We start from the raw sequence: 25,213 nt of genomic DNA on the forward strand, positions 1-25,213 counted from the left end.
CAGCAGGAGGCCGCGGGGCCATGCGCGAACCAGACCGTATCATCCGTTTGAAGACCGTCCTCGCTAGGACCGGGCTGTCCCGATCCACCATCTACCGCAAGATTGCCGAGGGCACGTTCCCGACACAGATCAAGATTAGCGTCAACGGGACCGGCTGGCATGAATCGGACATCAACCGCTGGATCGCAGATCCCGTCTCGTGGCGTCCGAAACGCGAGTTCGATGAAGCCCGGTGAGCCTCGGACCGCATCGCGGATTCAAGCTGCGAGGCGCTGCTCTTGCTCGGCATCTGCGAAGGGCTCGCCCACGGCCTTGCGCAGGAAACGAGCAAGCGCCGCCTTCCGAGAGTCGCGGTCAAGGGCGTAGGCGGTTTGTCTGAATTCGACCCCGTCGAGCAGGCCCTGGATGTAGCCCGAGATCGTATCCGCAGCCATGATCAGCGCGGTATCAAGCGTATGAATGTACTTGCTCGTGACCGAGCCCTTCGCGTGACCTACCAGGGCTGCGATCGTGACCTCGGTGAACCCGAGGTCGTTCGCGATGCTTGCGAAGCTGTGCCTCAAGACATGCGGCGTGATATCGGCAAGTGACGTATTGCGGAAGATTTTCTCCCAATGATTGGGGAAACTGCCGAACGCATTATCGTCGCCCTGGCCTGGGAATACATAAGTGCCGGCTTTAACCGACCATCGGCTCTCTAGATATTCAATTACAGGCAAGCCGATAGCCCGAGTCGAGGTCCCTTCCTTACTATCGACCAGACGCAGACAGCTCGCCTCCATATCGGTCTCAATCCACCGTAGCTTGATCATTTCCGAACGGCGGCATCCGGTGAAAGCAATTTGGCGGATGATATCGGTCGTCATTTGGTATCTCTCGTCCTCAGCCGCTTTACGCAGGATTCCTCCGAGTGTGCGATACTCAGCTTCGGTCAAGCGGCGGTTGCGAACCCTGTCCTTCGGTTTGCGAATCCCATGCGCGGGGTTTGTCTCGATAATGCCGGCCTCCACGGCATGGGTGAGGATGCCTCCGAGTAGACCGACGGTCCGCGTGGCGGTGCCGACGCCTCCCCGCACAATGGCTTTGCCGCGCAGCTTCTTGGTCTTGACGCTGACGCGCGTCTTGCCGGCCATGATGTCCTTCAAGACCTTGTTGACGTCGGCCTTGACGAGATCCTTTACGCGCCGCGTACCGATGAGCGGCAGGATATGACGGTGTATGCGGCCAGTATCGGTGACGATTGTCGTCGCCTTCTTCGGGCGCCCGCCCTTTCCGAGTATGAGGCCCGCCTTCAAGTCGTTGAGATAGAGTTCGCACAGCTCCTTGACGGTGATCGCCTTGTGGTTGAGCTGGCGCTCCTCGGCGGGATTGTCGCCTTGCGCAACCCGGCCCAGCTGAACCTTCGCCTCTTTCCTCGCAAGCTCTGGCGTCCAGACGCCATGCTGCCCGATCGTGTAGCGGCGCGAACGACCGCCAGATCGATATTGAATGAGATAACTGCGCTTGCCTGACGTGAATACGCGCAGACCGAATCCAGGCAGCTCATCATCCCAGATAACGTAGTCTTTGTCCTCCGCTTCCGCGGCGTCAACGGTGCGCTTAGTGAGCTTGGCCATCGAATTTCTCCGACTTTAAGCCCGTCTCCCGCGTAAGCACCACGTAAGCAGTTGGAAGGAAATTGGGGCGCGCGGCAGGATAGGCGCTGCGGTCGCCAATTCCAGTTTCCATAACAATTTGAGTAGCATAGCGAAGCATTACTTGCCCTATCGCAATTTTGCGTAGGGCAGCCTAAATTGCTCCGAAGGCAAAGGTCACACGTTCGAATCGTGTCGGGTGCGCCATATTTTATGGGCATTTCTGTAATTCACCCAATTGTCCAGATCCAGCCTGGTAAGCACGCAACGGACTGAGAGGGGCCCCGATTTTATTCGAACCTACCCCACCCAAGTTAGGGGCCCCACGCTCCTACTAGCGAGCAGCAAAATTGTTGCGTGGAGGACAACCGGGCGCGGTGGCAAGCCTTCAGGCGCTGCGGCGCCAGCGACAGCTTCGTTGAGCTTGATGCGCGCCGATCTGTCTACATGCGATCCATGGCCGCTGATTACAAAATCCCACTCTGACCGCGCTGACGATGTCTGATTCTTCGGAGCGACGCGGACATCACGGCGTTGCACCGTTACAAGCGGACATTAGAACCGCCAACCGAAGACGGATTCGATTTTGAGATTAGCTCCTCACTGGGGGTCATTTTAACCGGTAGCCGGCGTGACAACCCACGCATTGAGCCGTTATTTCCGCAAGCCCCGCAAACACCGGCTTTAGATCGCCGGTAACACCTGCTTCCTGAGCAGTAATTGCAAACCGACTTGCCGCGCGGTGCATCGCCGTCCCGGCATCCTGCATCCCCTGCGGCATGTATTTGGAAACTTCCGCAGCGCCGTGCAGCCCCAGCGATGACATTCCCAGCTGTGTTTCCGCGATTTTAGCAGCAACGTCCGTATGCCCCATGGCGAGATGGAATTGTATCTCCTGAAGGGTCTGGAGATGATCGTGCATGTTAGCCAGCGTGTGCTCGACCAACGGCGCAGGAAACTTTACAAATTGCCGGGAATCTGGAGCGACTGGGGCAGACGTATCATGGTGGTGCTGATGCTGAGCGACAGCGATTGTTGCGCTGCCGCCAGCCAGAACAGCCGCAACTATGGCCACCAAAACACGCATATATCCTCCTGAAAGTCCGGAAATGTAGCAGCGCCCGTGCCTTGACCAGCCTTCGCACCGGCAGAAGGCGACGGTTGGACCGAGCGCAAGCCGACAGGTAACTCTTGCCACATAACAAGCATTCGAGACATGATAATTATCATGTTGCGATCCATCGAGCCATTTTTGAAGAGTTTGCGTGCCCGTCAGCGGCACTTTGACGGCGGGCGGTCGCTATTCCTTCGCGGGGATCCCGTGAAGGAAATGCATTTCGTTCTGACTGGCTCGGTCCATTTGGTCCGACACCAGAGCGATGGATCCGTCTTGATCCTGCAAAGAGCGGGTCCCGGATCGATTTTGGCCGAAGCGTCCCTATACTCCGAAACCTATCATTGTGATGCCATTGCATTCGGCGCCGCCGAAACCCGGGCATATGCGAAAGCAAGCTTCAAGAAGCTGCTCGTAAAGAGCCCCGAGTTCACCGACGTTTGGGCTGGTTGTCTCGCGCAGGAGCTACAAAGCGCAAGACTCCGCTCGGAGATTCTGTCGTTGAAAACGGTTGCCAGGAGGCTCGATGCCTGGATCGCGTGGAACGGCGGCGGCTCCCCAGAGAAGGGCGAATGGAAGCTTGTCGCCAACGAAATCGGGGTAAGTCCCGAGGCGCTCTATCGGGAAATCGCCAAACGCCGCCGGTGAAATGAGCAACCAGATCCTGAACCTATGAAGAGACCAACCGGTTGGCAGTACCCCAACTTTAATGCAACGTATCGATCCCAGTGCCCATAGCTCAGTCCTCGTGCTGCGGATCGGTCGTGGCACCGCGCATACGCATGCCGCGCGCCACCATGCCGCCGTTCTTCATCATGGCCTCATGCGCCGCAACCATCCCGCGTCGGGCAAGATCGCTCACCTCTGCGGCATGATCCTGCAGGGCTTTGACGGCGGTCGCGGCGGTCGAGGTCTGGACGACGATAATACCCTTCTCGGTCACTTCGTACGCGGTCTTGATCTTGTCCTTGTGACCGAAGATCGCATGTAGGGCCGGGGTTTCGATTGGCAGGCCCGGGTCACGTCCTTCTTCGACCCGCTGTCCCATTTCGACGACGTGTTTCCTGATTGTCTCCGCAACCCGCGAGTCGTCCGATTCCGTGACCGTGCGAATGCCGTCGGGGAGGTTCGTCACTGTGCGCTTGATGCGCTGATGGTTGAAGAACAGATCATGAAGGTCGCGCCGCTCATCCATGGTCGCGGAGCCTCCCATCATTCCGAGGCCCATCTCCATCATGCCGGAACCCATTTGTCTGCGCATGCCCGGCCCCATTTGGCCGTTCATTCCCGGTCCCATGTGGCCTTGCATGCGGTGTCCCATACCGTGCATTCCGCCCGGACCATGACCGGCCGACTGCGCCAAAGCCCAGCCGCCGACGAGCACGATGGCGGCTGCGATGCCGCCGATGATCAAGGTCTTCTTCATCTGAATCTCCAATACCTGCGCAACAGAGGGTTCGTTGCTTGCGCGCATTGGAAGGGGCGGATTTCACCCAAGTTTTTCAGGAACGGGATTTTTTGTGACAAAGTTTGTCAGTCGGGGCACTTAACGTGGGTCGCAAAAAGATAGTGCCGGACCATTGCTGTTTGGGTAGCCCGAGCTGCATTTCTCCGCCAGATCGCAGCAACCGCCCTCTGGACGTTGGATGCGTCCAGAGGACTTAGAGGCGCGCGGTTCTCGATTACCGAATACCGCTCGAAGGCGCTGCCGGCCTTAATGCCGGAACGGCGGGCCGCCGGCAGCGTGCATGGCACCAGGGCCAAATGCGAGCCCGGGGAGGCTCGTCTGGGCCTTGGCCTTCTGCGTATCGTCGAGCGTGGTGAGAAGCTCGTTCGCGGCTGTCTTCACGGTTTCGAATTGCTTCAGTCCTTGCTCGCGCATCTTGCTCACGAACGCAAAGCGGTCCTGCGGGCTCAACTTGCCGAGGGTGTCAGGATTGACGCCCTCACGTGCCGTCTTCATCGTGGTGGCTGCATCCTGGACCGCCTTGGTGTACTTGGTCCAGGCTGGCTCCTGGGCAGCCGTGATGCTGAGTTCCTTCTTGAGTGTCTCGAGTTGCGCCGGGTCGGCAAATGCTCCGGGCGCTCCACCCATCATCCCCGGGCCTATTCCGGCACCCATCCCTGGGCCCATTCCAGAGCCCATGGCGTGCATGCGCGGCATCATGCCCGGGCCCATGCTGCCGTGACCGATGCCCCGCATGAACGGGGGTCCAAATCCGCCGGGGCCCGTTGCCTGTGCCAAGGCCCATCCTCCGGCGAGCAAAGTCGCGGCCGTGACGCCGCCGATCAACAAGACTTTCTTCTTCATGGTTGTCTCCAATGCCTGGGCAACAGAGAGGTCCGTTGCTGGTGCGCATTAGCGACCGTGGATTTCACCCAAGTTTTTCAGAAGGCGCATTTTGTGTGACAAAGTGTGTCAACCGCCACGATTGAGGCAATTCGTTACACTTTCCGTGAAACGTCTGGGAGCCCTTCGTCTATATTCCGCCCATGCAAAGCGGTGCGCACATTCTGGTTGTCGACGATCATCGCGAGATTCGCGATCTGGTCTCGCGCGCGCTGACCAAAGAGGGCTTCCGGGTCAGCTCGGCGGCGGACGGCCGCACCATGACCAAGGCGCTGGCCAACAGCCGAATCGACCTCATCCTCCTCGACCTGATGCTGCCGGGTGAGGATGGTCTCTCGCTTTGCCGCGCGCTTCGCAGCGAGTCCAACATCCCGATCATCATGCTGACGGCCAAAGGCGACGAGATTGACCGCGTCATCGGCCTGGAGATGGGCGCCGACGACTACCTGCCAAAGCCGTTTGGCAGCCGCGAACTCATCGCGCGCATCAAGGCGGTGCTGAGGCGCAGTCGGGACAAGACGGTGCAGCCAAATGTCGATCACCGTCCCAAGCGCTACCATTTCGATCGCTGGCAACTGCACACCGGCACACGCGAACTTCTTCGCGATGACGGGGTCACGGTGCCGCTAAGCACCGGCGAATATGATCTGCTGATTGCCATGGTCGAGCGTCCGCAGCATGTGCTGAGCCGCGATCAACTGCTCGATCTGGCGCGTGGGCGGGCTGCCAACGCCATTGATCGTAGCATCGATACTCAGGTCAGCCGGCTTCGCAAGAAGCTCGAACTCGACCCCACTGATCCCAAGATCATCAAGACGGTGTGGGGCGGCGGGTACATGTTTGCGCCTGCGGTGAAGCGCGGATGAGCGGATTTCTTCCAAGGAGCCTCTTCGGCCAAACGCTGCTTGCTCTGCTCGTCGGCTTGGTCATCTCGCATGCGGCGGGATCCTGGATCTATACCCTGGATCGTGAACAGGCCGTCCGCGCCGTCGGCGGATTTGCCGCTGCACAGCGGATCACCAATCTGACTCGACTTGTACAGGATACGCCACGCGCGTCGCGGGAGCGGATCGTCGCTGCCTTGAACGACCAGACATTCCGCGTCGCGCTCTCAGCCAAGCCTCCCGCGATGGCGTCAGGTGACGATGACGGGCAGGTCGCCGACGCGATCCGCGACTTTCTCGTCGATCAGCTTTCCCTCGGGTCAGCGCAGCAACCTCGCGTGTCAGCCCCTTGGCCCGCTCGCTCCGGATCCGTTTTCGGGAACTGGCACCCTATGATGGGGCGGGGTCCGATGATGCATGGCTTTGGTGCCTTCGGTCCTTTCGGAGGATTCCGCGAGCTGCAGGTTGCGATTCCGCTATCTGATGGTCAGTGGCTTTCCTTCGCCACCGCGTTGCCGCAGGGAGGACCGGCCTTTTCGAGGCAATTCCTCCTTTCGATGGGGCTGATGGCGATCATTATTCTTGTCATCTCCATATGGGTCGTTCGACGTGTGACGGGACCGCTTGCCTCGCTCTCGTCTGCGGCCGAAAAGCTCGGCAGCGATTTGAATGCGCCTCCGATGCCCGAGACCGGCACGATCGAGATGCGACAAGCATCGCGGGCCTTCAACACTATGCAGGCGCGTCTGCGCAGCCTCATGGAAAATCGGACGCGAATGCTCGCCGCGATCTCGCACGATCTGCGCACGCCTCTGACGCTGCTGCGGCTTCGCGCCGAACATGTCGAGGATGCGTCGGAGCGGGACAAGATGCTGGCCAGCATTGCCGAAATGGATTCCATGATCGCTGCAACGCTGCAATTCGCCCGCGATGAAGCAATGGCGGAGCCGCATCGCCGAACCGACCTTACGGCACTCCTCGCCAGCGTGGTCGACGACATGGCCGACACCGGGCTACCGGTCGCCATGGCGCCTGCGCAGTCTATTGTGTGCGAATGCCAGCCGGTTGCCTTGAAGCGCGCGATAGCCAACCTAATCGACAACGCCGTGAAATACGGCAAGCGGGCGCACGCAACGATCCGCTCGACACCGCAGGCGGTCGAGATCACGATCGATGATGAAGGGCCCGGAATTCCCGAAGACGAACTTGTCCGCGTGTTTCAGCCGTACTACCGCGTGGAAGGCTCAAGGAGCCGCGAAACCGGCGGAATCGGTCTCGGGCTGGCGATCGCGCTGTCGATTATCCAGGCGCATGGGGGCAAGTTGACACTCTCAAACCGGTCGGAAGGCGGCTTGCGTGCCCGTGTCAGCCTACCGGCCTGACCATATTGGTGATCACGCCGGCCGCCAGAAGCACTACCAGCAACAAAATGAGAACACTGAGGTCGTCAGGAAGCTGGTCGCAGTCTGCCAGTCAGGCCCCCGATGCCGTAGCCAAGTCCCAGATAGGCCGCTGTCCATATCAGGCGTCCGACTAGGGCAATCGCGAAGAATTTCGACAGGCGACAGTGGCTCATTCCAGCCAACAAGCGCCACGCGCCGCCGCAATTCTTAATGAACCCGCGGGGCGTACCTTTCCGGAGCGCCTGCCGTCGGCCTACGGGGCGCAGCTTGCGGAATGGATCGGGGTATTGCCGGAAGCGGCGTAACAGAAAGCCTCATAGTAGGCTTCCAGCTCGGCTACGGCGCGATGCTCCCATTCCCTGGCTTGCGCCAGGAGCGAGCCGCTATGAAGCGGGCGGAAGGCCGCAGTTTGGCGGTACAATGACGCGATGGTGCGGTATCGACGAACGTTTTCCAGGATGGCCATGCCGTTCATGTTCGGATCTCCCCTTTCTTTCCCGGGCACGAACTTGCGGCAGAACGATTTTCGATTAGTTAGCGGGAGTGGAAGAGAATTCGCGTGGTTTCCGAACGGTTGACGACGGACGCTCAACGGATGGACCCGGCGTGGCCCCTTGGAGTCCGAAAGCTCGACCGCTTCACTCGTCTGCGCTCGCGGTCACCGGCGGCTCCGACGAATTCCCGCCCGAACAGACGACGCCGCCCGGCAAGAAAGACGCGATTCCCCCATCAAGCCCCCACGCGGGCAGCAGTGTGCGGGCACAGTATGCGAGCCCGATGCCGAGAAGCGACGCGCACAACATCGTGGCAGCGAACGGCCAAGCCACTCGCCTGCTTTGCGGCGACGGCTGCAGGCTGGCGGCCGCGATGGCTGACATTTGGTTTGAGCTGGACACTGGTAAGGACCCTGGGTGAAGAGTGCCACGTTCGGTAACCCGCCTTCGCCGATCGCGACGACGCGGCGTTGTTCGAATTTTGCCCCAGAGGTCTCGGCCCCCACGACGAACCCGCCGCTCGCGGATACGCGCGATCTATTCCGAGGCTGTTTCGAGATGTGAACGAGCGGAGCCAGAGACCCTTAGCGCTCGCGCTCTAACCAACGAAGCCGCACCTTAATGGTGCTTGTGCTGTTGCATGACGCCACTGACGGCGGCTCCGGGATTTTCCTCGACGTTGTAGACGATCTCGACGGGCCCGGCCTTCTCGAACACCAGCGTGCCCTTGATCCTCTGGCCGAGCTGGAATGGCTCCTTGAGGCCGAGCAGCACGATACGAAGCGCGCCGGGCTTGAGCTCTATGGTCTTGCCGGGCTTGATCTCGATGCCGTTGGCGAGCGGGCGTGTCTTCGTCATGCCGTCGACGTCGACCACCTCGTGCACCTCGATCTGGCTCGCCGCGGGCGAGGCGCCTCCGATCAGGCGATCCGCGGTCTTTCCCTTGTTGGTGATGATGAGATAGCCGCCCGCAACGTTGGCGTCTTTCGGGGTCGGGCGCGACCAGGGGTGACCGATGTCGAGGGCGCCGACCTTGAACTCGTGCGCGCCAGCCCCGGTCGTAATAAGCACAGCAGCTGCGACGAAAATGGCCGCTGTAATAAACACAAAGATATCTCTGACGATGGTTGTCATAATTGTCCTACTCCGAACCGCGCTGGACAGCCAAAACGAGTAGAGAAACAATCAGACGCGATTACGGCCGGTGCTCGCCGTGATTGCGGCTGCCGCCGGACGTGATTGCGGCCACCGCACCGCGGCGCGAAAAAATCGGAAGCACAACCGGCAACCGAGCTACGTCCCTTTCGCCATTCGCTCAACACGCGCCAGTCGCACGGATGCCGCACCCGAGATAACACCTTCGCTTTTCCGCTCCCCTTCCGTCGCGAGCAGGCCGCGCTTCTCGCATGATCCAGTCAATCTCGCGCCCGATTGCGATGGCTAATCGTCGCGCATCAGTAATGGGGGCGTATGTGTGTGCGTATCTTGCAAGGCCGGCTGCCGGCCTCTTTTCATCCATCATGTTTTTTCTCGCAGCTCCTGCAGAAGCGCATCATCCCGGCGGCGGCGGCAACACCGGTAGCGGCGGCCCCATCAACACCATCTCGGCCGACACGCTTTCCGAAGGACTGATCGCCGCATCGGTCCGCTACGAATTCATCCGGCTGGGCCAGCTCAGCGACGCCGACCTGCTCGCCGCGGCGAGCAAAGGCACGCACGCGCATTCGATCCGCTCGATCGACGCCGTCTCGCTTTCGGTCGCCTACGGCATCACCAACGACCTGACCGTTGCCGTTCGCACCGCCGGCGTCCGCCGCTCGGACATTCGCGAACCCGGAGAAGACATGCTGAGCGGCGGCCATATGGGCATGATGAATTCGAACGACATGAGCAGCCTGATGAGCCCCGACGGCATCAATCGGCGCGGTAACTCGGCAGGCTTCGGCGACGTGACCATGCTCGGGCAATACCGCTTTCACAACAACGCGCTGACCGGCACGTCGGCCGCCGTGCTGTTCGGCTTCAAGGCGCCGACCGGCAGCACCGACCGGCGCGACGCCGCCGGCCAGCTTTTCCAGGCCGAATTTCAGCCGGGCTCGGGCTCGTGGGACGGCCTGTTCGGCGCCGCCTTCACCAAGCGCACGGGCCGCTGGTCGTTCGACGTGAGCGGCCTCTATTATCTGATCAGCACCGGCACCCAGAACACCAATCTCGGCGACCGCTTCCTGTTTGGCACCGCGGTGTCGTATCGCCTGGTCGGCGCCACCGGCTCGTCGAAGGAGGTGGAGCTGCACGAATACTGCATGCAGCCCCGCAACCAACTGCAGGAGCATTGTCTCTATCACGCCAATCACGACCACAGCGACATGATGAGGACGCCCTACACGCTCGACCTCGTTCTCGAGCTCAATGGCGAGTGGCACGACAAGCAGCGGATCGCCGGCATTCCGGATCCCAATTCCGGCGGCACTACGGTCTATCTTTCACCCGGCGTGCGCGTGGGCTTCGATCGCTTCTCGGGCTTCGTCTCCGTCGGCGTGCCGATCATCAACCAGCACAACGGCATTCAGTCCAAGCCGGATTTTCGCATCCTCACCGGGATCGGCGCGCGGCTCAATTGAACGTGCGGGTCGGCGGCCGTTCGGCTGTCACGTCCTGATATGGTTCACGACAATTCGAGGTCCGCCGGGTCCGAAGCCGGAAACCGCGATTGCATCATTGCGTTTCACATTCTTAGCCGCGGGAGCGCGCAGCAAAATGGAGGACGCATTGACGTGGACAGGAAAATGGCGAAACCAGTATGGCTCCGTGCTCGAAATCACGGACGATTCGGACGGGCAAATCATCGGCTCATTCCGTACTGCCCTGGATGACAGCGGCTTTCACGGCCAAACGATTCCAATGTTTGGCGTCCATCAGGGCGACTGCATCAGTGTCGCAGGCGGGGGCAGGACGGCGGCGGGGGACGCAGTCGTTTCGTACACGGGCCTTCTGCGAAACGGCAAGATGGAAACTCTGTGGTTCCTGGTCGCCGACGCAGCAATCAAGGCCGCGGCGGGGCAGCCAGGAAAAATAGAGAAGCTGAGCTGGTGGCGTTCGATGACCACAAGCGCTGATACTTTCGAACGGATCTAGCTTTCGCGGCGCTTGTACATGGTTGGCGCGGCCGCTCACGCCGCGCGGATGTTGCCGAGGAATTTGCCGGTTTCGGTCTCGAGCTGCTCGGATTGCGACGTCAGTTGCGCGGCCGCGTTCAGGACGAGGGTCGCGGCAGCGTTAACCTTGCCTGACGCTTCGCGCACGCCCGTGATGTTTTGCATCACCTCCTGGGCGCCTTGCGCCGCCTGCTGCACGCTGCGGGCAATCTCGTTGGTCGCAGCGCCCTGCTCCTCGACGGCCGCAGCAATGGAGCCGGTGATTTCATTCATCTGACCGATCGTCGTGCCGATTTCGCGGATGGCGTTGACCGTCGAGCCGGTCGCATCGCGAATTTCCTGGATCTGGCTGGTGATTTCGTCGGTGGCCTTGGCGGTTTGCGACGACAGCGCCTTGACCTCGTTGGCCACGACGGCAAAACCCCTGCCGGCTTCGCCCGCCCGGGCGGCCTCGATGGTTGCGTTCAGGGCCAAAAGGTTCGTCTGACCCGCGATGGTCTGGATCAGCGCCATGACCTCGCCGATCTTTTGGGAAGCCTCGACCAGGCGCCCGACCATGGCCTCGGTTCGGTTGGCCTGTCCGACCGCGTTCTGGGCAATTGACGAAGACTGGGTGACCTGCCGCGAGATCTCCTGGATCGAGGACGACAGCTCCTCCGCTGAAGCCGCAACGGTCTGAACGTTCGATGCGGTCTGCTCCGCCGCGGCCGCGACCTTGGCGCTCTGATCCGTCGTCCCCACCGCAATCGTGGACATCGACGAAGCGGAATTCTGCAGCTCGTCGGCGGCGGTGGCGGTGCCCCGGATCACCCCGCCGATGCTGCGCTCGAAGTCGTCGGCGATACGGGACAGATCCGTCCGCCGCTCCTCGACGGAACGGACCTTCATCTCTTCCTGCTCGGTGCGGAGCCGCGTCGTTTCGACCAGATGATCCCTGAAGACCTGCAGACTCCGCGCAATCCGGCCGACCTCGTTGGTCCGGTCGACGAACGGAATGTCGACCGCAAGATTGCCCTTGGCCAGTTCGTCCATCGCCGCGCAGGTTCTGTTGAGGGGGCCGACCAGGCCGCGGCCAAGCCAGAACGCCGCGGATGCCGCGATGGCCAGGCCGGCCAGCCCGGCAATCCCGGCCCAGATCATGCGGCGAAAGACCACGGCGTCGATATCGTCGACATAGGCGCCTGCCTGAAGCGCCAGAAGCTTGTCGCCCGCGCCAAAGGCCCCGACATAGGAAACCTTGCGAAGTTCGGCGCCACCGGCCGACCGGGGCGCCAGATACTCGACAAAGCCGCCGCCGGCGCGCGCCGTCCGCACGATGTCCTGGATCAGCAGCTTGCCGCTCTTGTCCTTGAAGTCCCAGCGGTTGACGTTGATGTATTTGGGATTGGCATGCACGTAGGTGACGCCGGCGTCGGCGCTTCCGGTGCCGTAGACGCCGATATAGTCCGAGTATTCGCCCCAGCGCATGGCGCTGATCGAGGCAAAGGCCATCTGGCGCGCCTTATCCGGCTCCATCCTGCCGGCCTTGGCCTCACCCTCATAGTGGGCGAGAACCTTCGTCGCCGCCTCGACGAGATCGCGGACCGTGGTGCGCCGCTCGTCGAGGGTCGCATCGCGCAACACCAGGATCTGCAGGGCGGAGACGGCAAACAGCACGATCGTCAGCGCCGCAATGATCGTCGCAAAACGCTGATAGACGGTGAGGTTACGCATGCCGCTGGCCTTCCTGTTGGTTGAAGATTCGTACCAATACAACGTTAATCGAATGTTAGCGGCGGGTTGCGCAGATGGCCCGCGACGTCCGATCGCGAGAATCGGCGCTTGAAATGACAGCGCTGCGGCGACACAATGGTGCGCCTATCCTTCCAACATCACCCGCCAATGATCGCCGCACCGTGCGGACGGCTGGCCGCGATAAGAGTGACCCATAATGGCTGAAGCCGATCTCGACGTCGTCATCCGGCAAATCGCAAAAGCGCAGAACAAGAGCCTAATGGCCGCCGTCAAGAAACGGCGCGACCAGATCCTGGCCCGCGCGGCCAAGGCGAAGGACAAGGAGACCCGGGATCAGTTCCGGCTGGTCGCCAAGAGCACGATGCTGCTCGGCACGGCCGCGGCCAAGCGGCTGCAAAATTCGGCGGAAAACACCGCCGATAGTTACGCCCGGGCGATCAGGAACGCAGCCGAGGAAGCGGCTGAGGCTGCGAAGGCAGCGAAAAAGCCTGCCAAGAAGAAGGACGATTGAAGCGGCGCCCGAGTTCAGGCTGCCCTATGGACCCGGTAAATACCGCGCTCGAATAGACGATAGACGTTAAGCGCACGCCGGTCGGCGAACGGCAATATCTGCATCATGATCACCCCCGCGATTCGCGACGCCGGGTCGATCCAATAGTAGGTATTGTAAAGCCCGGCCCATGTCAGGCTGCCTGCCCGGCGGCCATCAGGCACCGGATCGATATTGATCATATCGCCAAGCCCCCACCGCAGCCGGACTCCCGGGAAGAAATCGACATTGTCGGACAATACCGGATTTGTTGTCTTGAGAATTCCCGCGTCAAGGTTGCCGATTTGATTGGTAGACATCAGCGCAACCGTCTGCGGCCGCAGGATGCTCTTCCCGGCAAGTGCTCCGCCATTCAACAGCGCCTGGAGCAAAGTCAGATAATCCGGCGCTGTGGAATAGATGCCGCCGCCTCCAGAAATCACTTTCGGTTCCGTTCGTCTCACCAAAGGCTGCGGCACAAGCGTACCATCCGGCTTGCGCAAATGCAGACTTGCCTGGCGCGCGCGCTGCTTCTCCGTGAGCGAAAAAGCGGTTTCGTTCATCCCGAGCGGACCGAGGATGTGGTCGCGGAAATAGCGATCCAGACTTTGCCCACTGACGATTTCAACGAGCCGACCGACCCGGTCGAGACTGGCGCCATAGGCCCACCTGGTACCCGGATCGAACATCAGCGGCGTACGCGGCAGCGCCGGATCGTTGCGAGACGTCTTGCCGTAGCGAACGACATTCGTGTCCCAAAGCTGATAGCTAAGCCCGGATGTGTGCGTCAACAGATTGCGTAGCGTGACAGGCTTTTGCGCGGCGCGCAGTTGTGGGGCCCCTTGCACATCGAAACCATCGAGAACTTGAGGCGACCCGAGCGTCGGATCAATTCTTGCCGCCGGTTCGTCCAGTTTGAGTTTGTCCCTTTCGACGAGCTGCAGCGCTGCGACGGATGTCAGCAATTTGGTCATTGACGCGATACTGAACACCGTATCGGCCGACATCCTGGCAACCGTGCCCATGCTTCTCGCGCCGAATGCGCCCTGATAGATCACCGAATGCTCGGTTGCGGCCATGGCAACAACGCCTGGCACGTCTGTCGCATCGACCCGAGCCTGCAAAATGGCGTCGATTTCTCCGCTACGGGACGGCGTGCGGAGTGGAGCTGCAAGGCCGGTGTTGGCCGTGCCGGGGATCAGGCCTGCCGCCGCGACGGCTGCCGTTCGCAACAACGTATCGCGTCGACTGAACCGCACTGTCATCGCGCCCCCCTCAACGCCTTGGAACCTAAGTGCGGCCGGCGGTAAGCATTCCCTTCAATTTCAGTACCGCGCTGTCGGGCGTCGTCAGCACTGGCCGCCCGGTTACCTCGGCGACCCGTTCTGCCGCAGGCGCCATGCTGTATTGCGCCAGCGCGATCAGATCGCAATCGCGCAAATCTATTGAAGATTCGACGACCAAACGATCATGCGTCGCGCGGTCGCCGCGATCGAGCGCGGCCATGGCGCCTTCCGCCAATTTCGGCACCAGTTCGATCGACGGCGGAAACTCCGGCGGCATCGAGGCCAGCGTCGGCGGAAACGTCGACAATAGCCCGATTCTGCGGCCGCGCGCGGCGGCCTGCTCGATCATCGCCTCATTGGGCTTGAGCACCGGCATCGGGCCGTGTGCGCGCGCGACCGCTTCGATGCAGGGGCCGAAGGCGGAGCAGGTGAACAGGATCGCGTCCGCTCCGGTGCCGGCCGCGTAGCGTCCGAGCCGGAGGAAGCGCTCGGTCATGGCGTCGGTGAGCGCGCCGTCGCGCGCCAGATCGGCCGACAGGCTGTCATCGAGCAGATTCATCAGGCGGGCGTCCGGCCAAAGCCTGGCGAAGGAGGCCTCGATCGGCACAATCGAGTGTTTCAGGGCGTGGATCAGGCTGATGCGCATGGCGGCAGTCTGGCTACGGCGCAATGGGTGTCAACCCACAGCGCCGCAGCGTCGCTTCACTTGAATGGCAGGGCGTACATCAGGCCGCCCTTGGCCCAGGTCGCGTTCAGGCCGCGATCGAGCTTCAGCGGGCTCGACTTGCCGACATTGCGCTCGAAGATCTCGCCATAATTGCCGCCCGCCTTGATCGCCTGCAGCATCCACTTGTTGTCGAGGCCGAGCCGCGATCCGAGGTCGCCCGATGTGCCGAGCAGCCGCTGGATGGCCGGGACGCTGCTGGACTTCGCCATCTCGTCAGCTTTGGCAGCCGTGACGCCGAGTTCTTCCGCCTCGATCAGGCCGTAATGCAGCCAGGCGATGATATCGGTCCACACCTCGTCGCCGTTGCGGGTGAAAGGCCCGAGCGGCTCCTTGCTGATGGTCTGCGGCAGGACGAGATAGTCGGCGGGGTTCGAGGCCGCCGTGGTAACCGCGCCGGCCAGCGCTGATGCGTCCTGGGTCATGGCATCGCAGCGCCCGCCGAAAAAGGTCTGGTACATGGTGTCGGTACGGTCGAACACCAGCGGCTTCCATTCGATCCCGTTGGCGCGGCCGTAATCGCCGAGCGTGACTTCGTGGGTGGTGCCCTGCGCGACGCAGACGGTGGCGCCGTTCAGCCCCTTGAGATCCTTCACGCCGGCGTCGGCGCGCACGACGAACCCCTGGCCGTCGTAGAAATTGACCGGCCCCTGCCGCAGCCCGAGCGTCGCGCCGCGCAGATAGGTCTGGGTCGAGTTGCGATAGAGCACGTCGATTTCGCCCGATTGCAGGGCGGTGAAGCGGTTCTGCGCCGTGAGCGCGACGTATCGCACTTTTGTGGCGTCGCCGAGCACGCCGGCCGCCAACGCGCGGCAATAGTCGACGTCGAGCCCCTTGTAGTTGCCTTGCGAGTCCGGCGTCGAGAAGCCGGCAAAACCGGCGCTGACGCCGCACACCAGCATGCCGCGCTGCTTGACGGTGTCCAGCGTGGCGGCCTGCGCCGCCAAGCATGACGCGGCGAGCAAGCCTGTAGCGATGACGATCCTCTTCATACTGCTCCTCCTGCTAATGGCCCACACTCTTCAAGGCTAAGTCGACTGCCTGGCCCAGGCGGTCGACGATCATGTCGATATCGTCCGGCGTCGCGATATAGGGCGGCGCGAGCAGGACATGATCGCCGCTGCGGCCGTCCATGCATCCGCCCGCGGGATAGCAGCCGAGGCCGCCTTCGAAGGCGATCGCCTTGATACGCTGGTTCAATTTCAGCGCCGGATCGAACGGCGCGCGGGTGGCGCGGTCGGCAACGAGTTCGATGGCCTGGAACAGGCCACGACCCCTGATGTCGCCGACATGCCGGTGATTACCAAAATGCTCGGTCAGCCGCCGCTCGAGTTGAGCGCCGAGAGTCTTGACCCTGTCGAGCAGTTGCTCGTCATCGATCACCCGCTGCACCTCAAGCGCCGCGGCGCAGGCCAGCGGGTGCGCCAGATAGGTATGGCCGTGCTGGAACGCGCCCGAACCGTCGCGGATGACATCGACGATGCGCGCGCTCGCGAGCATGGCGCCGATCGGCTGATAGCCGCCGCCGAGGCCCTTGGCGATTGCCTGGATGTCGGGCCCGATGCCTTCCTGCTCCCAGGCGTGGCGCGTGCCGGTGCGGCCCATGCCGCACATCACCTCGTCGAGGATGACGAGCGCGCCGTGCCGGTCGCAGATCTCGCGGACGGCGCGGAAATATTCCTCCGGCGCCGTCACGCAGCCGGCGGTCGCGCCCACAACAGGCTCGGCGATGAACGCCGCCACGTTCTCCGGACCAAGGCGCTGGAATTCCGCATCGAGCTCGGCCGCCAGGCGAACGACGAAATCCGCCTCGGATTCGCTGTCGCGTTTTTCGTGATAGGCGAAGGCCGGGGTCACATGGCTGAAGGCCGTTGACAGTAGCGGGGCGTAGGGCTCGCGGCGCCAGGCGTTGCCGCCGGCGGCGAGCGCACCCAGCGTGTTGCCGTGATAGCTCTGGCGGCGCGCGATGAAGCGCCGGCGTTGCGGCTGGCCGGCTTCGATAAAATACTGCCGCGCCAGCTTGATGCCGGCTTCGATCGCTTCCGAACCGCCGCTGACGAGATAGGCGTAAGCGAGCCCGCCGGGCTCGTGGCCGACGAGCTTCTCGGCCAGCGCTTCGGCCGGCTCCGACGAGAAGAAGCTGGTATGAGCATAGGCGAGCTTCGACGCCTGCCGCGACATCGCCTCGAGCACGCGCGGATGCTGATGGCCGAGACAGGAGACGGCAGCGCCGCCGGACGCATCCAGAATCCGCCGGCCGTCCTCGCCAATCAGCCAGACGCCCTCGCCGCCGATCGCCTTGGGAGGGGTTTCACGCAGGTTTCGATGCAGCACCCGGCTCTTGCTGACGCCCATAACGGTCAACCCTTCTCGGCAACATATTGCGACATCGCGGCCAGCCGGCCTTCGGTCTCCTCAAGGCGACGCTTGGCGGCAGCACCACCCAGCGAGAAGGTGACCGCCGCAAGCGACTGCGCAATCGCAATGGCGCCGGTCAGGCTCGGGAAGAATCCCGGCGACGAAGCCGCCTCGAAGAGCAACAGGTGATCGGCCCCTTCGGCCATCGGCGCCGTTACCGTGTCGGCAATCGCAATCATCGCGGCACCGGAATCATGTGCGGCGCGCGCCGAAAGCACGCTTGCCCTCGAATAGGGCGCAAACCCAATGACCACCACGGCATCGCCGCGGTGGAAAGCGCTGAGATCGAGATCTTCGGGGCCGGAGCCGCCGACCAGATGCGCCTCGTCAGGGCGGAATAGCCGAAGCTGATAGTTGAGCAGCTCCGCAACACTGCGGCAGCTACGAAAACCGGCGATCCAGATCCGTCGTGCCGCGTTCAAGGCCTTGGCCGCTTCGGCCACCGAGCCGGGTGAGATACGCGCAAGGCCTGCCGCCTCGGCTTCCAGCTTGTCGGCGACCAGCGAGATTTCGGCGTGGGGCCCCTTGCGGCCGGAGCGGGTGCGGGCCGAGAAGGGCTGGGCTTGCGCCGGCCGGCGCGCTTCGGTCAGCGCGGCGCGCAACTCGTCCCATCCGGAATAACCTAACGCTTTCGCCAGACGCGTGAAGGCGGCGGGATCGGCGCCAGCATCGGCAGCCAGATCGCGCATCGAACGCGTGGTGGCGTCGTAGTCATTGGCCGCGACGAAGCGCCCGACCTGCTGCAGCCGCGCCGGAAGCGACGGCAAGGCGCTGCATAATTCGTTGAGCGGCGAGGATTTCGGTTGCGGCTGCGCCATGAAACAAATGTTGCATAAAACTATTTTTGGTGCAACATTTGAAATGCGCCCCTCCGGGACGCATGGCCGAAGATCGCTGTCGCCAGAAGGATCCTTGTGCTGTGACGACATCCACGCCCGACCTCTCACGCCGCAGGCGGCTGCGCTTCTCGCTGAATCGCCAGCAGCTTATCGGCCTTGCCTGGCAAATCCTGGTGGTCGGGATCGCCGTCGCGATCGTTGGCTGGCTGTGGTCGAATGCCCTGCACAATCTGTCGGTACGCCGGATTTCGACCGGCTTCGCGTTTCTCGGCCGCGAAGCCGGGATGCCGATCGCGGACAGCTGGCTCGCCTACAACCCGAAGGACCCTTACGTCCGCGCCTTCATCGTCGGCATCGTCAATACGCTCCGAGTCGCGGTGATCGGCATCGTGCTGGCGACCGTGATCGGCACGCTGGTCGGCATCGCGCGGTTGTCGTCGAACTGGCTGCTGTCGCGGCTGGCCGCCATCTATGTCGAACTGCTGCGCGACATTCCCCTGCTGCTGCAATTGTTGTTTTGGTACGTGCTGATGCAGGGCCTCCCGGCGGCGCGCGCCGCGTGGAAGCCGATCGAGGGAGTGTTTCTTTCCAACCGGGGTCTGGTGCTTCCATCCGTCCCGATCGCGGAAGCAAATCTCTGGGTGATCGCGGCCGCCGTCGCCGGGCTGATCGCGCTCTATATGCTGCGGCGGCAACTGATGGCGCGGCAAATGGCCGACGGCAAGGTGCGCCATCTCTGGCCTTACGCTTTGGGCTTGCTCGTGGGATTGCCCGCGCTGGTGTCCCTTGGCTTGGGCGCGTCCTGGACCGTCACGATGCCGGAGTTGCGCGGCTTCAATTTCGTCGGCGGGCTGACGCTGGCGCCGGAATATTTCGCGCTGCTGATCGCGCTCGTCACCTACACATCGGCCTTCATCGCCGAGATCGTCCGTAGCGGCATTCAGGCCGTTCCACGAGGCCAATGGGATGCGGCCAACGCGCTCGGCCTGCGTCGGATTTTTGTGCTTCAGCGCATCGTGCTGCCGCAGGCGCTGCGCGTCATCATTCCGCCGATGACCAGCCAGTACCTCAACCTCACCAAGAATTCCTCGCTTGCGGTTGCGGTCGGCTACCAGGATGTAGTGTCGATCGCCAACACGACGCTGAACCAGACCGGTCAAGCCATCGAAGCCATTGCGCTCATCATGATGGTGTTCCTGACGATCAGCCTCGGCATCAGCCTGTTCATGAACTGGTACAATGCGCGCATCGCGCTGGTGGAGCGCTGAGCCTATGACGTCGATATCAGATGCTCCGCAAAATCCGCTGCCGTTCAACAGCGCGCGATCGCGCAAGGTCCCGGGCGGGCACGTCATCCGCTGGCTGCGCGCCAACCTGTTCGCCTCGGTCACCTCAAGCGTCATTTCCGTGCTCCTGATCGCCCTGCTCGGCAAGGCGCTGGTGAGCCTCGTGCAATGGGGCTACTGGAATGCGATCTGGTCGGTGCCCGGCGACCAGACCGGCGCCTGCCGGTCGATCCGCGGGCTCGGCGCCTGCTGGGCCGTGATCCCCGAAAAATACCGCTTCATCCTGTTCGGCACCTATCCGTTCAGCGAGCAATGGCGTCCGGCGCTGGTGTGCCTGACATTCATTACGCTGTTCTATGTGTCGAGCCGGCGGAGCTGGTGGCGCAAGGAACTGGTGGCGGTGTGGGCGGCCGCATTGGTGCTGATCGGCGTGCTGATGTGGGGCGGCATCGCCGGATTGACCTACGTGTCGCAGGACCGCTGGGGCGGGCTGCCGGTGACGCTGATCCTGGCAACCTTCGGGCTCGCCTTCGGCTTTCCGCTCGGCATCGTCGTGGCGTTGGGCCGCCGCTCCAAACTTCCCGCGATACGCTCGCTCTGCGTGCTCTATGTCGAACTGATCCGCGGCGTTCCCCTGATCAGCCTCTTGTTCATGGCCAGCGTCATGTTTCCGCTGTTCATGCCCGACGGCGTCAATATCGATAAATTGCTGCGGGCGCAGATCGCATTCGTGCTGTACGCCGGCGCCTATCTCGCCGAAGTCGTCCGCGGCGGGCTGCAGGCCGTTCCGAGAGGGCAGCACGACGCCGCCGACGCGCTCGGGCTTTCCTACTGGAAGAAGAACGGCCTGATCATCCTGCCGCAGGCGATCCGCCACGTGATCCCGCCGCTGGTGAACACGTTCATCGCCTTCTTCAAGGATACCAGCCTGGTGCTGATCATCGGCATTTTCGACCTGCTGACGACGGCGAAGACGTCGATCATCGATCCCGCCTGGCAGCCGTTCAGCGTCGAAGTCTACCTGTTCGTGGGGCTGATCTATTTCGTCTTCTGCTTCGCGATGTCGCGCTACAGCCGGCATCTGGAGGCGCAGGCACGGCCGGGTTGACGGGCGATACGGATGGCGCGTCAGCGCAGCCGGGTCTTGAAGCGATGACCGACGACAATCAGCGCCGCACGCGGGCGCTCGACGCTCTCGCCGCCTTCCAGTTCACACGGCCCGGCTTCTGCCAGCCGGTTGTCCTGCGTCACCGCCTCGAGCGCACGCAGGAAATCCCGCCCGTCGGCGGTGATTTGCCAACCGTCGCCATCCCAAAGCACATGGCCGCTGGCGAGAATATCGATTGTCCCAACCCGTCCGGCGAGACGTCTCATCCGCGCGCTCCACTCGGGGCCGCTCGTGGCGAGAATGGCAATGTCTCTCTTGAGTGAAGCTGTTGTCGCTCTGCCGCTGCTGTGACTGGCCAAAACTTTTAGAATAGCAACCTGTATGCTCAAACCCTGCGCCTCGGACCGCCACCCGTTTCTTGTTGTTCTGGCAGTCGGTGCGCTCTGAATATTTCGTTGTGGGGGCAGACGTCCACTGGCCCCGGCCAGTTATCCGCAGGCTTGAAGCATGCGCGTCTCATCCTGGCTGGTGCGGGACTGCAAGACGAGGCCGGCAATTCCACCGTGCGGCATACTGCCGGCCAGGATCCCCTTGCGAGCTACACCTTCACCAGGCTTTCGAAGCCGCCATAGATCAGCCGCTTGCCGTCGAACGGCGGCGGCCCATCCATCATCGACTTGAGCCGCGGGTCCGCCATCACCTTGGCGTTGATCTTGTCGCGCTGGGCGCGCGACTTGTAGGTGATCCAGGCGAATACGACGGTTTCGCCCGGCTTCAACTTGACGCTGCGCGGGAATGAGGTGAGCTTACCGACCTTGACATCGTCGGCGACCCATTCGCGGTAGTCCAGCGCGCCGTGCCCGCGCCAGACTTTGCCGGCCTTTTTCGACATGGCGGTATAAGCTGCGAGCTTTTTCTTCGGCACGGCGACGATGAAGCCATCGACGTAGGGCATGGGGAGCTTTCCTCTTGTTCTCCGGCGTCATTCCGGGGCGATGCGCAGCATCGAACCCGGAATCTCGAGATTCCGGGTCTGGTCCTTCAGACCATCCCGGAATGACGGCTGAAATGTATCGCTGGTACGGCTAGCTATGACAACAAGATGCCTGAACCGGTGCCGGCTGGTATTGGTCACGTAGCCGCACCCAGTCCATCGGATAGGGCAGGCCTTCCTCATGACGCCCGAGCGGCGTCAGGTCGAGGTAATGATAGGCGGCGTTCATCATGTCGAGGCCGCGCGAGTAACAGGAATAGGTGTGGAAGATGTTCCCGGCCTCGTCGCGATAGAACACGCTGATGCCGGGAGCTTCTTCACTTCCGAAGGGAGTGGTTCCGAAATTGTAGTTGCCGCCTCTCTCGATTTGCTCCGGCGTAAACGAAACGCCGTAGTCGTAATTGAACGCGTTTCCGCCGGACGACAGCCAGTCAAACGTCCAGCCCATCCGCTGCTTGAAAGCAGTGAGCTTTGGCAGCGGCGCGCGCGAAATCGCGACCATCGTGGTGTCGCGGGCGGCCAGATGCGGGATCATGCGCTCGAAGCCGTCGGCCCAGAACGAGCAGCTCTTGCAGGCCTCGTTCCAGTCGGGCGCGAACATGACGTGCTGCACCACGAGTTGGCTGCGCCCCTTGAACAGGTCGGCCAAGGTCACTTTTCCATCGGGCCCGTCGAACACGTAATCCTTGTCGACCTTGACCCATGGCAGCGCGCGGCGCTCTTCGGCCAGGCGCTCGCGCGCTTTGGTGTATTCCTTTTCATGCGCAAGGTGCGCCTTGCGGGCGGCGATCCATTCCTCGCGGGAGACGATGGTGTGCGGCTGCATGAGCGGCTCCTGTGTTCAGGCCAGATAGCTTTCGAGTTTGGCCAAGAGTTCCAGCCATCCGCGCTCGTGATTGTCGCGCGCTGTCGCGTCGGCGAACTGTTCGTGGAGAAAAGTGAGCAGTGTGCCGCTGCCTTCCGGCTTCATCGAAATCGTCACCAGCGATTCGCGCTCCGGCGTGGAGTGCCACGCCCAGCTGAACACCAGCCGCTGGTTCGGAACGACCTCGCGATAGACGCCGCCGACCTCATTATACGTGCCCTTGGCGTTGAAGCTGATGCGGTAGCGGCCGCCGACGCGCAGATCGATATCGGCCTTGACCGAACCTTCCTCGACCGATCCGGGCCCGAACCATTGCACTAGTCTTTGCGGGTCGGCCCACGCGGCGAAGACTTTTTCGGGCGCCGCGTTGAGCCGGCGCTTGAGCGTGAGGCTGGGGCGCTCGGCGGGCCCGGCATCAAGGGGGTTTGACTTGATAGGGCTTGACTGGGCGGCCATGGGTCTTCCTCCACAAAAGCGGCAAGGCGGTCGAGAGCATCGGACCAGAAGCGCTGGTAGCGATTGAGCCACTCCATCGCCTGCTCCATCGGCTGGGCGGTCAGCCGGCACGCGACCGTGCGGCCGGTCTTTTCGCGCGCGATCAGGCCGGCGTCCGACAGCACATCGAGGTGCTTCATGATCGCGGGCAGCGACATCGAGAACGGCTGCGCCAGCTCGCTGACCGAAAGGCTTTCGCGGTCGCCGAGCCGCGCCAGCAGCGCACGCCGGGTCGGATCCGACAGCGCGGCAAAGGTACGGTCCAGCACGTCTTCCTGATACTTAACCATACGGTTTAGTATAGACGCAAATAAAACGCCGTCAAGCCGGCGTTTGCATCACGAAGTCGAGAGTTGTGACACGGAGGTTCGGATGGCCGGATCATGCAGCGCAAATACCCTTTGCGCATCAGTCCGGCCATCCCGAGAAAATTAGCGAGCCCGATCAATAATCCCGATAGACCCGCATCCGCCGCTGTTGCCCGAGCGCGGCGCGCGGATTGATATTGCAGTAGAGGCCGCGCCCAGAGGCCGATGCCATGCACTGCGCGTAGGTGCTGTACGAGCACTCGCCGGGGATGCCGACGCTCCGGCCCTGGGCGCAATAGGGGTAATCGTAAGCCGCCGCCGGCACGCTGCCCGCCACCGTGGCAACGGTCGCCGCCGACAGCGCCAATATCGCTACCATTGCATTACGCATCATCGATCTCCTTCACATGACGCAAGAGCCGCGTCGCCTCTGCCATAAAACACCGCGACTGCGCCAATGTTCCGTGAGGTAGATCACTGCACCTTCTCTACCTTGGCTTCCTCGATCACCTTATTCCACTTTTCGGTTTCGGCCACGATCATCGCACCGAACGCTTCCGGCGTGCCGATCAGCGGATCGCCGCCGAGATCGACCAGCCTGGCCTTGATCGCGGGTTCGGCGAGCACCTCGTTGATCTCCTTGTTCAGCTTCGCGATGATTTCCTTCGGGGTATTCTTCGGGGCGCCCATGCCGAACAGCGCACTCGCCTCGTAGCCCGGGATGGTATCGGCGAGAACAGGCACGTCAGGCAACAGCGACGACCGCGCCGTGCCGGTGACGGCCAGCGCCCGCACAGAACCGGCGCGGACATGCTGGAGAATCGAGGGCATGTTGTCGAAGATCACCTGCACCTGACCGCCGAGCAGATCGGTGATCGCGGGTGCGGCGCCGCGATAGGGCACGTGCTGCATCTTGGCGCCCGACATCGCCATGAACATTTCGCCGGACAGATGAACGGACGTGCCGTTGCCCGACGATGCCAGGTTCACCTTGCCCGGATTGGCCTTCACATAGGCAATGAACTCCGCGGCCGTCTTCGCCGGCACGTCCTTGTTGACCGTCATCACGTTGGGCACGCGATTGAACGCCGCGACCGGAGCAATATCGCGAACCACGTTGAACTTCAGATTGGCGTAGAGTGACGCGTTGATGTAGTTCGCCGGGTTGACGAATAGCAGGGTGTAGCCGTCGGGTTCGGCATTGATCACGGATTCGGTGGCGATATTGTTGCCGGCGCCGGGCTTGTTCTCGATCACGAATTGCTGGCCGAGCCGTTCCGACAGCCGCTGGCCGAGCAGCCGCGCAATAATGTCGGTCGCGCCGCCCGGCGGGTACCCGACGACCCATTTCACCGGCCGGGTCGGATAATCCGCCGCCGAAACGCCGTCGATCGAAGCGGCCGTGGAAAGGCCGATCACGGCCAGACAAATCGCGGTGCGACGTGAAATCATAAAACTTCTCCTTGGAGGCCGGGATTCAGGGCCCGGTCCGTTTCTATTGAGCGCGGTTCTATTGAACCGAACGCGGCCGGCGTTGTAACAAACAAACTCCAGCGCGGCCAGTGCGACGCAAGCGCCGCCGACCGCGACGAA

Annotated in this window: 28 protein-coding genes; 9 read left to right on the forward strand and 19 right to left on the reverse strand. The window is 62.4% G+C overall.

The window, feature by feature from the left end; genetic code table 11:
- Positions 1-20 precede the first annotated feature (20 nt).
- Positions 21-236, forward strand: coding sequence for an AlpA family transcriptional regulator (locus JQ624_RS01340; protein WP_212417028.1), 216 nt, complete (start codon positions 21-23; stop codon positions 234-236).
- A gap of 21 nt (positions 237-257) precedes the next feature.
- On the opposite strand, the gene JQ624_RS01345 is transcribed toward JQ624_RS01340, so the two are convergent.
- Positions 258-1,616 (reverse strand): site-specific integrase, encoded by a 1,359-nt coding sequence (locus tag JQ624_RS01345; protein WP_212417029.1) that lies wholly within the window; start codon positions 1,614-1,616, stop codon positions 258-260.
- Between the two features lie 628 nt (positions 1,617-2,244).
- Complete coding sequence (locus JQ624_RS01350) at positions 2,245-2,721, reverse strand: hypothetical protein (RefSeq protein ID WP_212417030.1); 477 nt, start codon at positions 2,719-2,721, stop codon at positions 2,245-2,247.
- A gap of 141 nt (positions 2,722-2,862) precedes the next feature.
- Between JQ624_RS01350 and JQ624_RS01355 the strand changes: the two genes are divergently transcribed.
- Complete coding sequence (locus tag JQ624_RS01355; RefSeq protein ID WP_212417031.1) at positions 2,863-3,396, forward strand: Crp/Fnr family transcriptional regulator; 534 nt, start codon at positions 2,863-2,865, stop codon at positions 3,394-3,396.
- A gap of 91 nt (positions 3,397-3,487) precedes the next feature.
- Here JQ624_RS01355 and JQ624_RS01360 read toward each other — a convergent pair whose 3' ends face one another.
- On the reverse strand, positions 3,488-4,222 hold the full coding sequence (locus JQ624_RS01360) for a hypothetical protein (protein ID WP_212417032.1): 735 nt from the start codon (positions 4,220-4,222) through the stop codon (positions 3,488-3,490).
- Positions 4,223-4,462: 240 nt separating this feature from the next.
- A complete protein-coding gene (locus tag JQ624_RS01365; RefSeq protein WP_212417033.1) occupies positions 4,463-5,059 on the reverse strand; it encodes a Spy/CpxP family protein refolding chaperone in 597 nt (198 codons plus the stop codon).
- A gap of 182 nt (positions 5,060-5,241) precedes the next feature.
- On the opposite strand from JQ624_RS01365, the gene JQ624_RS01370 reads away from it, so the two are divergent.
- Together JQ624_RS01370 and JQ624_RS01375 are read left to right on the forward strand one after the other, a co-directional pair.
- Positions 5,242-5,964: a response regulator gene (locus tag JQ624_RS01370; RefSeq protein WP_212417034.1), complete on the forward strand. Its 723-nt coding sequence runs from the start codon at positions 5,242-5,244 to the stop codon at positions 5,962-5,964.
- On the forward strand, positions 5,961-7,364 hold the full coding sequence (locus tag JQ624_RS01375; RefSeq protein WP_212417035.1) for an ATP-binding protein: 1,404 nt from the start codon (positions 5,961-5,963) through the stop codon (positions 7,362-7,364). The genes JQ624_RS01370 and JQ624_RS01375 overlap by 4 nt, the downstream gene beginning before the upstream one ends.
- A 274-nt stretch (positions 7,365-7,638) precedes the next feature.
- Here the strand turns inward: JQ624_RS01375 and JQ624_RS01380 are convergent, their stop codons facing one another.
- Positions 7,639-7,860 carry a hypothetical protein gene (locus JQ624_RS01380; protein WP_212417036.1) on the reverse strand — a complete coding sequence of 74 codons (222 nt, stop codon included), beginning with the start codon at positions 7,858-7,860 and terminating at the stop codon, positions 7,639-7,641.
- A gap of 637 nt (positions 7,861-8,497) precedes the next feature.
- Positions 8,498-9,013 (reverse strand): copper chaperone PCu(A)C, encoded by a 516-nt coding sequence (locus JQ624_RS01385; RefSeq protein WP_212417037.1) that lies wholly within the window; start codon positions 9,011-9,013, stop codon positions 8,498-8,500.
- A 386-nt stretch (positions 9,014-9,399) separates the two neighbouring features.
- On the opposite strand from JQ624_RS01385, the gene JQ624_RS01390 reads away from it, so the two are divergent.
- Positions 9,400-10,500: a transporter gene (locus JQ624_RS01390; protein WP_212417038.1), complete on the forward strand. Its 1,101-nt coding sequence runs from the start codon at positions 9,400-9,402 to the stop codon at positions 10,498-10,500.
- Positions 10,501-10,636: 136 nt separating this feature from the next.
- The gene (locus tag JQ624_RS01395; protein ID WP_249129241.1) at positions 10,637-11,014 is read left to right on the forward strand and encodes an avidin/streptavidin family protein; all 378 of its coding nucleotides are present in this window, start codon (positions 10,637-10,639) and stop codon (positions 11,012-11,014) included.
- Between the two features lie 35 nt (positions 11,015-11,049).
- Here JQ624_RS01395 and JQ624_RS01400 read toward each other — a convergent pair whose 3' ends face one another.
- A complete protein-coding gene (locus tag JQ624_RS01400; RefSeq protein WP_212417039.1) occupies positions 11,050-12,747 on the reverse strand; it encodes a methyl-accepting chemotaxis protein in 1,698 nt (565 codons plus the stop codon).
- A gap of 217 nt (positions 12,748-12,964) precedes the next feature.
- On the opposite strand from JQ624_RS01400, the gene JQ624_RS01405 reads away from it, so the two are divergent.
- Positions 12,965-13,279, forward strand: a complete 315-nt coding sequence (locus JQ624_RS01405) for a hypothetical protein (protein WP_212417040.1) — start codon at positions 12,965-12,967, stop codon at positions 13,277-13,279.
- A 14-nt stretch (positions 13,280-13,293) separates the two neighbouring features.
- Here the strand turns inward: JQ624_RS01405 and JQ624_RS01410 are convergent, their stop codons facing one another.
- From JQ624_RS01410 to JQ624_RS01430, 5 genes are read right to left on the reverse strand one after another with little or no spacing between them, the layout of a single operon-like run.
- On the reverse strand, positions 13,294-14,562 hold the full coding sequence (locus tag JQ624_RS01410) for a serine hydrolase (protein ID WP_212417041.1): 1,269 nt from the start codon (positions 14,560-14,562) through the stop codon (positions 13,294-13,296).
- 25 nt (positions 14,563-14,587) lie between these two features.
- Positions 14,588-15,229, reverse strand: coding sequence for an aspartate/glutamate racemase family protein (locus JQ624_RS01415; protein WP_212417042.1), 642 nt, complete (start codon positions 15,227-15,229; stop codon positions 14,588-14,590).
- 56 nt (positions 15,230-15,285) lie between these two features.
- Positions 15,286-16,299, reverse strand: coding sequence for an amino acid ABC transporter substrate-binding protein (locus JQ624_RS01420; protein ID WP_212417043.1), 1,014 nt, complete (start codon positions 16,297-16,299; stop codon positions 15,286-15,288).
- Positions 16,300-16,312: 13 nt separating this feature from the next.
- A complete protein-coding gene (locus JQ624_RS01425; RefSeq protein ID WP_212417440.1) occupies positions 16,313-17,662 on the reverse strand; it encodes an aspartate aminotransferase family protein in 1,350 nt (449 codons plus the stop codon).
- A gap of 5 nt (positions 17,663-17,667) precedes the next feature.
- The gene (locus tag JQ624_RS01430; protein WP_212417044.1) at positions 17,668-18,543 is read right to left on the reverse strand and encodes a MurR/RpiR family transcriptional regulator; all 876 of its coding nucleotides are present in this window, start codon (positions 18,541-18,543) and stop codon (positions 17,668-17,670) included.
- Between the two features lie 62 nt (positions 18,544-18,605).
- Here JQ624_RS01430 and JQ624_RS01435 point away from each other — a divergent pair, with 62 nt between their 5' ends.
- Positions 18,606-19,832 carry an ABC transporter permease subunit gene (locus JQ624_RS01435; RefSeq protein WP_249129244.1) on the forward strand — a complete coding sequence of 409 codons (1,227 nt, stop codon included), beginning with the start codon at positions 18,606-18,608 and terminating at the stop codon, positions 19,830-19,832.
- A gap of 4 nt (positions 19,833-19,836) precedes the next feature.
- Positions 19,837-20,958 carry an amino acid ABC transporter permease gene (locus JQ624_RS01440; protein ID WP_212417046.1) on the forward strand — a complete coding sequence of 374 codons (1,122 nt, stop codon included), beginning with the start codon at positions 19,837-19,839 and terminating at the stop codon, positions 20,956-20,958.
- A gap of 20 nt (positions 20,959-20,978) precedes the next feature.
- Here JQ624_RS01440 and JQ624_RS38340 read toward each other — a convergent pair whose 3' ends face one another.
- The 7 genes from JQ624_RS38340 to JQ624_RS01475 all read right to left on the reverse strand — a co-directional run bounded on the left by JQ624_RS38340 (position 20,979) and on the right by JQ624_RS01475 (position 25,072).
- Positions 20,979-21,224, reverse strand: coding sequence for a hypothetical protein (locus tag JQ624_RS38340; RefSeq protein ID WP_249129246.1), 246 nt, complete (start codon positions 21,222-21,224; stop codon positions 20,979-20,981).
- A 332-nt stretch (positions 21,225-21,556) separates the two neighbouring features.
- A complete protein-coding gene (locus JQ624_RS01450; protein ID WP_212417047.1) occupies positions 21,557-21,913 on the reverse strand; it encodes a DUF1428 domain-containing protein in 357 nt (118 codons plus the stop codon).
- Between the two features lie 130 nt (positions 21,914-22,043).
- Positions 22,044-22,778: a thioredoxin family protein gene (locus JQ624_RS01455; RefSeq protein ID WP_212417048.1), complete on the reverse strand. Its 735-nt coding sequence runs from the start codon at positions 22,776-22,778 to the stop codon at positions 22,044-22,046.
- Between the two features lie 15 nt (positions 22,779-22,793).
- Positions 22,794-23,135, reverse strand: a complete 342-nt coding sequence (locus JQ624_RS01460) for an SRPBCC domain-containing protein (protein WP_312014364.1) — start codon at positions 23,133-23,135, stop codon at positions 22,794-22,796.
- Positions 23,135-23,581, reverse strand: coding sequence for an ArsR/SmtB family transcription factor (locus JQ624_RS01465; RefSeq protein ID WP_409334292.1), 447 nt, complete (start codon positions 23,579-23,581; stop codon positions 23,135-23,137). The genes JQ624_RS01460 and JQ624_RS01465 overlap by 1 nt, the downstream gene beginning before the upstream one ends.
- A 175-nt stretch (positions 23,582-23,756) precedes the next feature.
- Positions 23,757-24,011, reverse strand: a complete 255-nt coding sequence (locus JQ624_RS01470) for a DUF3551 domain-containing protein (protein WP_212417050.1) — start codon at positions 24,009-24,011, stop codon at positions 23,757-23,759.
- 83 nt (positions 24,012-24,094) lie between these two features.
- Positions 24,095-25,072: a tripartite tricarboxylate transporter substrate binding protein gene (locus JQ624_RS01475; protein WP_212417051.1), complete on the reverse strand. Its 978-nt coding sequence runs from the start codon at positions 25,070-25,072 to the stop codon at positions 24,095-24,097.
- Positions 25,073-25,213 lie beyond the last annotated feature (141 nt).

Source organism: Bradyrhizobium sp. AUGA SZCCT0283 (assembly GCF_018130385.1).
GTDB lineage: Bacteria > Pseudomonadota > Alphaproteobacteria > Rhizobiales > Xanthobacteraceae > Bradyrhizobium.

Bases quoted from the DNA above. Each gene is read 5' to 3' on its own strand.
- JQ624_RS01350 (WP_212417030.1), bottom strand. From the start codon at position 2,721: ATGCGTGTTTTGGTGGCCATAGTTGCGGCTGTTCTGGCTGGCGGCAGC.
- JQ624_RS01395 (WP_249129241.1), top strand. From the start codon at position 10,637: ATGGAGGACGCATTGACGTGGACAGGAAAATGGCGAAACCAGTATGGC.
- JQ624_RS01370 (WP_212417034.1), top strand. From the start codon at position 5,242: ATGCAAAGCGGTGCGCACATTCTGGTTGTCGACGATCATCGCGAGATT.
- JQ624_RS01365 (WP_212417033.1), bottom strand. From the start codon at position 5,059: ATGAAGAAGAAAGTCTTGTTGATCGGCGGCGTCACGGCCGCGACTTTG.
- JQ624_RS01475 (WP_212417051.1), bottom strand. From the start codon at position 25,072: ATGATTTCACGTCGCACCGCGATTTGTCTGGCCGTGATCGGCCTTTCC.
- JQ624_RS01405 (WP_212417040.1), top strand. From the start codon at position 12,965: ATGGCTGAAGCCGATCTCGACGTCGTCATCCGGCAAATCGCAAAAGCG.
- JQ624_RS01385 (WP_212417037.1), bottom strand. From the start codon at position 9,013: ATGACAACCATCGTCAGAGATATCTTTGTGTTTATTACAGCGGCCATT.
- JQ624_RS01420 (WP_212417043.1), bottom strand. From the start codon at position 16,299: ATGAAGAGGATCGTCATCGCTACAGGCTTGCTCGCCGCGTCATGCTTG.
- JQ624_RS01380 (WP_212417036.1), bottom strand. From the start codon at position 7,860: ATGAACGGCATGGCCATCCTGGAAAACGTTCGTCGATACCGCACCATC.
- JQ624_RS38340 (WP_249129246.1), bottom strand. From the start codon at position 21,224: ATGAGACGTCTCGCCGGACGGGTTGGGACAATCGATATTCTCGCCAGC.
- JQ624_RS01440 (WP_212417046.1), top strand. From the start codon at position 19,837: ATGACGTCGATATCAGATGCTCCGCAAAATCCGCTGCCGTTCAACAGC.
- JQ624_RS01455 (WP_212417048.1), bottom strand. From the start codon at position 22,778: ATGCAGCCGCACACCATCGTCTCCCGCGAGGAATGGATCGCCGCCCGC.
- JQ624_RS01400 (WP_212417039.1), bottom strand. From the start codon at position 12,747: ATGCGTAACCTCACCGTCTATCAGCGTTTTGCGACGATCATTGCGGCG.
- JQ624_RS01470 (WP_212417050.1), bottom strand. From the start codon at position 24,011: ATGCGTAATGCAATGGTAGCGATATTGGCGCTGTCGGCGGCGACCGTT.
- JQ624_RS01360 (WP_212417032.1), bottom strand. From the start codon at position 4,222: ATGCGCGCAAGCAACGAACCCTCTGTTGCGCAGGTATTGGAGATTCAG.
- JQ624_RS01425 (WP_212417440.1), bottom strand. From the start codon at position 17,662: ATGGGCGTCAGCAAGAGCCGGGTGCTGCATCGAAACCTGCGTGAAACC.
- JQ624_RS01375 (WP_212417035.1), top strand. From the start codon at position 5,961: ATGAGCGGATTTCTTCCAAGGAGCCTCTTCGGCCAAACGCTGCTTGCT.
- JQ624_RS01415 (WP_212417042.1), bottom strand. From the start codon at position 15,229: ATGCGCATCAGCCTGATCCACGCCCTGAAACACTCGATTGTGCCGATC.
- JQ624_RS01410 (WP_212417041.1), bottom strand. From the start codon at position 14,562: ATGACAGTGCGGTTCAGTCGACGCGATACGTTGTTGCGAACGGCAGCC.
- JQ624_RS01355 (WP_212417031.1), top strand. From the start codon at position 2,863: ATGTTGCGATCCATCGAGCCATTTTTGAAGAGTTTGCGTGCCCGTCAG.
- JQ624_RS01390 (WP_212417038.1), top strand. From the start codon at position 9,400: ATGTTTTTTCTCGCAGCTCCTGCAGAAGCGCATCATCCCGGCGGCGGC.
- JQ624_RS01435 (WP_249129244.1), top strand. From the start codon at position 18,606: ATGGCCGAAGATCGCTGTCGCCAGAAGGATCCTTGTGCTGTGACGACA.
- JQ624_RS01430 (WP_212417044.1), bottom strand. From the start codon at position 18,543: ATGGCGCAGCCGCAACCGAAATCCTCGCCGCTCAACGAATTATGCAGC.
- JQ624_RS01340 (WP_212417028.1), top strand. From the start codon at position 21: ATGCGCGAACCAGACCGTATCATCCGTTTGAAGACCGTCCTCGCTAGG.
- JQ624_RS01450 (WP_212417047.1), bottom strand. From the start codon at position 21,913: ATGCCCTACGTCGATGGCTTCATCGTCGCCGTGCCGAAGAAAAAGCTC.
- JQ624_RS01345 (WP_212417029.1), bottom strand. From the start codon at position 1,616: ATGGCCAAGCTCACTAAGCGCACCGTTGACGCCGCGGAAGCGGAGGAC.